Origin of the sequence: Coleofasciculus sp. E1-EBD-02, from assembly GCF_040218245.1 — a bacterium.
Classification (GTDB): Bacteria; Cyanobacteriota; Cyanobacteriia; order Cyanobacteriales; family Coleofasciculaceae; genus Coleofasciculus.
Genome location: NZ_JAVJQN010000168.1, coordinates 1 through 7239, shown reverse-complemented (window position 1 = coordinate 7239; position 7239 = coordinate 1). Strand labels below are relative to the sequence as shown.

The window sequence follows — 7239 nt, the reverse complement described above, 5'->3', positions numbered from 1 at the left end:
TTAGTCCCTAAACCCGCCCCTACAATTGTGCCTAAACCCGCCCCTACATTTGTGCCTAAACCCGCCCCTACAATTGTGCCTAAACCCGCCCCTACAATTGTGCCTAAACCCGCCCCTACAATTGTGCCTAAACCCGCCCCTACCATTGATTTTCCCATTCCCCAACTAATTCACTCGTTGTATATTGGTTCGCTTAGGGTCAAGAATTTTTTGTCCTAAACTGGGAAACTTAACCGCAATGCTAACTTTATTGCCCGAACCAAAAACATGGGTTACTTCACCGACACCAAAATTATCATGCTTAAGTAAATCGCCTTTTTTCCACTCGTTCGAGTTTGCCGTTGAACTAGAGGATTTTGATGACTTTTCAGTTGAGGCGGAAGGCGTTTGCTGTTTCACTTTCACCAAGGTACTGCTAATTAAGTCTTCGGGTAACTCATCCAAAAACTGAGACCGAACCGCTGGTTCACGATACCCATAGAGGCGACGTTCACGGGCATGGGCAAGAAAGAGTTGTTCTTGGGCGCGAGTAATCCCCACATAACAGAGACGGCGTTCTTCTTCTAAAGCAACCGGGTCATCTATCGTCCGGTTATGGGGAAAAAGTCCTTGTTCTAAACCAACTAGAAAGACAACCGGAAACTCTAATCCTTTAGCCGAGTGCAGTGTCATTAAAGACACCGCTTGTTGTCCATCTTCCAGATTATCTAAATCAGACGCCAGCGACGCATTTGCCAGAAATCCTTCTAGGCTGGTATCTTCATTTTCTTCTTGGAATTGAACGATAGCATTATACAGTTCATGGATATTTTCCAATCGGTTTTCCGCTTCGTCTGTGCCTTGATTTTTTAGGTCATCAACATATCCCGATTCCTCCATAATAAATTTAATAATTTCTGCTGCTTCTAAGTTTTCCGTATTCTCTTGGCACTGCTTAATCAATTGGGCAAACCGATTAACCGCTTTAGCCGAACGTCCAGCAATTGTATTGACCGAGGTTTCATCCCGGATAATTTCCCAGAGGGGAGTTCCCAATTCTTGAGCCGCCAGCACTAAATTATCAATTGTGGCTTTACCAATACCCCGGCGTGGTGTATTGATAATTCGCAATAAACTGACGGTATCGCTGGGATTGGCAATCGTTCTTAGATACGCTAAGGCATCTTTAACCTCTTTGCGATCGTAGAACTTCAATCCCCCGATAATCACATAAGGCACTCGACTTCGCAGCGCATCTTCTAACGGGCGAGATTGGGCGTTCGTCCGATAAAGAATAGCAAAACTGCCCCAGCCTAGTTCTGGGTTCTGTTGATTCAGTTTCAGAATTTGTTGAAGTACAAAATGAGCCTCTTCTAACTCATCGTCGGCGTGATGACAGTAAATGACTTCCCCTAAACCGCGTGTGGGTCTGAGAATTTTGTCAATTCGCTGGGTATTCTGTTCAATTAAATAGTTAGCGGCTTGGAGAATATTTTCGCGCGAGCGATAGTTTTCCTCTAATTTAACCATGGTGCGGGTCGTTTCATCGGACAACCCATCACCAAAGTCTTCTTGAAATCCTAATAAGATAGTGAAATCTGCCATCCTAAACGAGTATATGGATTGGTCCGCATCACCGACAACAAATACGGAGCGATCGCGCCAATCCCATTGCGTTTTTTCAGTTTCGCCGTTTGTGGTTAATAGGTGTATCAGTTCGTACTGAATCCGGTTTGTATCTTGATATTCATCCACTAAAATATGGCGAAATTGATTGTGCCAATATCCCAGAACGGATTCGTTTTGTTGGAAGAGTTTAACGGGGACTAAAATCAGATCATCGAAGTCCAGGGCATTGTTGGCGGCTAACTGGTCTTGATAATGATGATAAACTTCAGCATAGAGTCGCCCTTTATAACCCGACTGCTCTTTTTCAAAGTCTTGGGGCGATAAGCCTAAGTTTTTGGCATTGCTAATCGCGTAACGAATGGTTCGGGGGTTAAATTTTTTATCGTCTAGATTTAATTGTTTGGTGACGATGGTTTTTACCAGCGTTTGGGCGTCGGATTCGTCAAAGATGGAAAAATTACGCTTCCATTGGCGTCCTTTTTCATCTGTGTATTTATTGATGTCATAGCGGAGAATCCGGGCAAACAAGCTGTGAAATGTACCAATCCACAGGGGTTTAATGTATTTTTTATAGACTCGCGATCGCAACTGGGTTTGTTCAAGTTCTGGGAGTAACTCCAAACGCTGACCCCGTGTTTGGACAGCCAGTTGCTGGGCGAATAGGGTTTCAATCCGGGATTTCATCTCCCGTGCGGCTTTATTGGTGAATGTCACCGCTAAAATGTTTTCGGGATCGACTCTATGGGTGAGAATCAGATTGGCAATGCGATAGGTTAACGCCCTCGTTTTACCCGAACCCGCCCCCGCCACAACCAGCAAGGGACCGCAGAAATGTTCGACGGCGCGACGTTGAGAGGGATTGAGGTGCGTCAGGAAGTCAGTCGATTGAGTCATGGCTAGCTGAGGCAAGCGGGTAAGAGTTTGGCTATGTTAGTACAGCGTATCGTATCTTGAGGCAATACTGTATCGGGCAGACGCTCAACCTTGTTTTCGTTCATCAGACATAAGCCACACCACCTGTAGGGGTACGGCAGTGCCTATTTGTGGAAGGAAATGGCGCAGGTTGGTAAAGGGCGCACGTCGGTGCGCCCCTACGAATATATTGAAAAATTTTGTCGGCAATATCCATCCGAACACTATGATACTGTTGGCAATTCGTGTAATTTGTAGTTCTGTATGACCAGCAATACCCCAGCGCCGAATACAACCCCTAGTCTCATTTCCCCAGTAGTTACTGCCAAACCTGCCCCAGAAACGCCTCCTGTAAAACTAGGAATTATGGTATCGGGGAGTGGTACAAACTTTGAAGCCATCGCCCAAGCGATCGCAGATGGGCAACTCCATGCCCAAATTCAAGTGATGATCTACAATAATCCCGGTATCAAAGCCCTCGCCAGAGCCGAAAAATTCGGCATTCCCACCGTTCTCCATAATCACCGAGATTACAAAAAACGGGAAGCCCTCGATGCTCAAATTGTTGAAACATTGAGAAAATACCAAGTTGAACTCGTGGTTATGGCGGGTTGGATGCGAATTGTCACGCCAGTCTTGATTGATGCATTTCGCGATCGCATCCTCAACCTCCATCCTAGTCTCTTACCCAGTTTCAAAGGCATTCACGCCGAAGAAGAAGCCTTAGCCGCCGGGGTGAAAATTACTGGATGTACGGTACACTTAGTTAGTCCAGAAGTCGATAGTGGACCCATTTTAATCCAAGCCGCCGTTCCCGTGCTTCCCAACGACACGCCAGAGACGCTACACGCCCGGATTCAAGTTCAAGAACATCGCATTTTACCCCAAGCGATCGCCCAGTTTGTAGTTGCGCTTCAGCGCTAAAAATCCTAGCATCGCCTACTATAAACCCAAAACTTACGCAGCCACACCATATATATTGGTTAAGTTCCGTTACGCTAACACACCCTACATATAGAGCTTTTGCGTAAGTCCTAAAACCTTGATCGGAGCGGGTTTATTGCCATTGTATTGACAAACCCAATTATCGGTAAACCCGCCCCTACCAGCTAACAGCTAGTTCTTTTGTCGTTTTGACCGTTCCCGTTTGAACAAGCCGCCAAATCCTAAAGCTAAGGCAGACCCTAAAATAGTCATGGGTTCTGGAACGGCTGCTGGCTTAATCCCTGAAATATGTACAACTGAGTCGTTATAGTCTTTGTCAGAATTACTAAAAGGTAAATCCTCGAAAGCAAAGATGAACTCAGTATCCACAAATGTCCCTGAGTCCAAACCATCAAGTTTAAGTTCGGTCACGTTATCACCTTGATAGACTAGGGCTTGTGGATTGCCATTGTTAAGACTATCCTCAGTGTAGAACGTGTTATTGTCATTCTCGAGATAAAAGCCGAATGAGCCACCAAAACCGGCGAATGAATTTCCTCCGTTAACTTTCACACTACCATCAGCTAAGAAGGTAATAAAGGCTTGTGGACTAGGTGAATCAGGTGAAACAAGTCCATCAAAAATTACAACTTTATTCTCAGGATTGCTAGCACTGTAGAGTCCAAACTTATTCTGATCTTTTAAACCCGCTATTTCCGCAACCAGAGTTCCTATTGCTCCACCAGAAGACGTGTTGTCAAACAGCGCAAATGGTGACTGATCATTGACTACATCAATACCAGGATCGGAAATTGTGATACCATCCAAGGTGTCTTGGAGAGAAGTTCCCGTTGGTATAGTCGGTATGGGTCGGTTATTAATCGAAGCTGCTAACGCCCCATTGCCGCAAGTCATTACAGTTCCGAAAGCAACAAGCGTTGTTCCTACTGTAGCGATTGAAGACAAGCATTTCATGACTCTAAACCTCGTGATCATTGTTGGGTGAACCTCAGACTTGCAAGGGGATTGTCTAGGAATGTTCCTTTCCCGCTTTGAGCAAGTCCGTTGAGGGTGAGAACTCAACCACAACACAGATCCGAAAAGCCAATGAAAAGCCGATCGCCAATTAGTGAATTTAGTGTTACACTAATAATTAAGAAAATTTGAAATTACTGATCAGCTGGACTTCTTCCTTCTTGTCGTTAGTCAAGCAAGACGAAGATTGTCTGGCTTTCTATCAGATGGCTGAATTCAATTTATACCCTCGTTGGAGAAGACAGTCAGCGATAGGTGGCTCGGTTAGGACAAAAAAGCTTTTAGGGGATAAAAACTAAATTTTCTGTCTTGAGTGAGCAGATACCTTTGGCTTACCTGTTTTTCCCTTACATGAGTAATAATACCGAACTTCTCCAAGAAAAAGTGCAAAAAAGTCAAGTCTTCATCAATACTTTATCAAGTTAACTTGTGTTACTTTTTATGGACGTAAACGCTCGTTTACATTTAATTAATCTTTAAGCCGCAGTAGAAGCTTCACCCTCACTGACTTGCCAGTCACTCGTGCCTCATTACTTCCCTGTGAATCACTAAAGTTTCTTGTCGGATTCCCTGGAATATATTTCTATATATTTCGCGATGTAAAACACTTGTGACTAAAGTAGCAGTTTTCTATAAGGTAAATTTATATCAAAGTCATTGATGGAATTCTCCATTAGCTTCATCGACGCTTTATATTGGAGTTCAATAGAGCGCTCTGGAGACCAAGAACACCGACTTGTTCAAGAAGTCAGGGTTTTAAGGATCTACGCTTCAGCCTCTCGATTTCCTAACTTCCAGAGGAAACTAGACAGCCAATTGGTTGCCACATGAGCCACAATCGGAACCAGCAAATTCCCTGTACCTACAGCACTAAACCCCAGTAACAATCCCACAATCGTTGCCCAAACAACATAGGGCCACTGCTGGGAACCACTCAAATGTAAAACGCCAAATACCAAGCTAGAAATAATCACACCCACGGCATTCAAACCAATGGCGGGTAACATCACTCCCCGAAATAGCAACTCTTCACTCATACCCGGAAGTAACCCCAACCAAATCAGATCAGGTAATACCAACGGCTTTAAAACCAAGTTGAGGTAAACGTCAGCACTTTTACGGTAGGCTGACCAGATGCGATAGACCACACTACTCATCGCGGTAATTCCCACGCCTATACCTAATCCGATAAGTAATCCTTCTACAGTAAAATCTAGGGATAACAGTGTCACCGACCCAAATTTCAGCCAGAGTTTAGCCACGACGAGTAAAACGATCGCGGTTATCCCCATGGCAACTAACACTTGGGTGCGGGTGAGGGGTTCAAAGTCAGGGTTATCGGGAAGCTGTGTACTCACTAATCTATAGATAAGCGATGCATAGACGACAGGGAGGGACTCAGAGCATCGGCACTAATTCCAGCGCGATGGGTGACTAACATACCCAGTGCCTCTAAATACGAGTGTACTCGCACAGCTTTGATTGCCAAAGGTTCTGGAGGCACTTGCATTGAGGTTTGGTTATCCTCAACCGCAATAATTTGAATGGGTAACTGACTTAAGCTTAACAAGGCACTACCACCACAGGCATTAGCGGGAATCACTACTGCATCCACATCCTCTGCCCAAATTGCTCCAGGTTGACGCGGCGTCACCTGAAATTGCGGGGCGCGACTTAACCCCACCAGTACACAGGGTAGAAACGTATAGCCTAATTCCTCAGCTGCCGATCGCGGCGACAGGGTGGGTTCTAGGGGAAGGGGCATTAAGGCTGGGGCGTGGGCGCAAGGGATTTGGAAGGTTCGCACAATCAGGTGACTAATCACGGCTTCTGCACCTGCCAGCGGATCGACCCCTTGTCCCTGTCGGTATGCTTCTAGGGCTTCGCTACCCAAATCATCGGGAAAACGCGCCACCACCGCGATCGCCTCTGCCTTTGCCTGTTGAATCAGCACTTCAGCCGATCGCAACAAACTATCGGGATTGCCTATTGTACCCCAACTCGCCCCCGATGGTGCTGTCCGCAGTTCCACATTTAAGGGGGCGTCAGTGATTACGTAATCAGTCAGATTCAGTCCCAGTGTGGCTCTGGTTGCATCAGCCGCTTGCAGATGGCGCAAACGTAGATCTGGTTCAATCCCCTGGTCGAGAATTAATCCCACCCGATTTTGATGAACAGGTTGTAATCCCCAGCATCCAGCGGCAAATTTGTCAAGTCCATAGCCTTCGACATAGAGGGCGTTGGGTAAATTCCAGTAAAGTTGGGCACCATTGAGGACATTGGGGTGAGTGATTAGGCGATCGCAGACTTGCGCGATCGCTCTGGCGACAGGTAAAGCGTCTCCCGCATAGCCACCAATGGATGCGCCAATTCCTGTGGGAACGATTAAAACAACGGTGTATGGACGCACAATAATTAAGGGGTGGACGGTTGAGAATCGGGATTTGTGACAATCGCTTCAACCCGAGCTTTTTGTTCCTGAGTATCCACAGATGTAACCGCCCAACGCAGGGGTTCTCCCTGTTTTTGCAGTTGTGTCTCAATCGCTTGATGGAGTTGTTTTGGGGACTCCTGGAGATCAATTTCAGCAGTAATGAAGTGAGTTGTCATTTTTTTGGTGGGTAAAGAACTGTAACCAAATCTCTATAGACATCTACGCAAACCTAATCAAAATGCATAGCTATAACCATCCTTACGGTGAATCGGTGTGCAGTAATCCAATCGGGTTGACCTCCTTTTCTTGTCGATAACGAACTCGCC

General features: G+C 45.8%; 6 protein-coding genes. 1 reads left to right on the top strand and 5 read right to left on the bottom strand.

Going from position 1 to position 7239, the window contains the following annotated elements:
- Positions 1-165: 165 nt before the first annotated feature.
- Positions 166-2502 (bottom strand): DNA helicase PcrA, encoded by a 2337-nt coding sequence (pcrA, locus tag RIC07_RS26780; protein WP_446397174.1) that lies wholly within the window; start codon positions 2500-2502, stop codon positions 166-168.
- 282 nt (positions 2503-2784) lie between these two features.
- Between pcrA and purN the strand changes: the two genes are divergently transcribed.
- A complete protein-coding gene (purN, locus tag RIC07_RS26775) occupies positions 2785-3444 on the top strand; it encodes a phosphoribosylglycinamide formyltransferase (protein ID WP_446397173.1) in 660 nt (219 codons plus the stop codon).
- Between the two features lie 192 nt (positions 3445-3636).
- Here purN and RIC07_RS26770 read toward each other — a convergent pair whose 3' ends face one another.
- From RIC07_RS26770 to RIC07_RS26755, 4 genes are all read right to left on the bottom strand, one after another.
- Positions 3637-4419, bottom strand: a complete 783-nt coding sequence (locus RIC07_RS26770; RefSeq protein WP_446397172.1) for a PEP-CTERM sorting domain-containing protein — start codon at positions 4417-4419, stop codon at positions 3637-3639.
- 824 nt (positions 4420-5243) lie between these two features.
- Positions 5244-5837, bottom strand: a complete 594-nt coding sequence (locus RIC07_RS26765; RefSeq protein ID WP_446397171.1) for a CPBP family intramembrane glutamic endopeptidase — start codon at positions 5835-5837, stop codon at positions 5244-5246.
- Entirely contained in the window at positions 5837-6895 is a 1059-nt protein-coding gene (locus tag RIC07_RS26760; RefSeq protein ID WP_446397175.1) for a DUF3326 domain-containing protein, read from the bottom strand. Before RIC07_RS26760 ends, RIC07_RS26765 begins: the two co-directional genes overlap by 1 nt.
- Positions 6895-7089, bottom strand: a complete 195-nt coding sequence (locus RIC07_RS26755; protein ID WP_446397170.1) for a hypothetical protein — start codon at positions 7087-7089, stop codon at positions 6895-6897. The genes RIC07_RS26760 and RIC07_RS26755 overlap by 1 nt, the downstream gene beginning before the upstream one ends.
- Between the last annotated feature and the right edge of the window lie 150 nt (positions 7090-7239).

Bases quoted from the DNA above. Each gene is read 5' to 3' on its own strand.
- RIC07_RS26755 (WP_446397170.1), bottom strand. From the start codon at position 7,089: ATGACAACTCACTTCATTACTGCTGAAATTGATCTCCAGGAGTCCCCA.
- purN (WP_446397173.1), top strand. From the start codon at position 2,785: ATGACCAGCAATACCCCAGCGCCGAATACAACCCCTAGTCTCATTTCC.
- pcrA (WP_446397174.1), bottom strand. From the start codon at position 2,502: ATGACTCAATCGACTGACTTCCTGACGCACCTCAATCCCTCTCAACGT.
- RIC07_RS26770 (WP_446397172.1), bottom strand. From the start codon at position 4,419: ATGAAATGCTTGTCTTCAATCGCTACAGTAGGAACAACGCTTGTTGCT.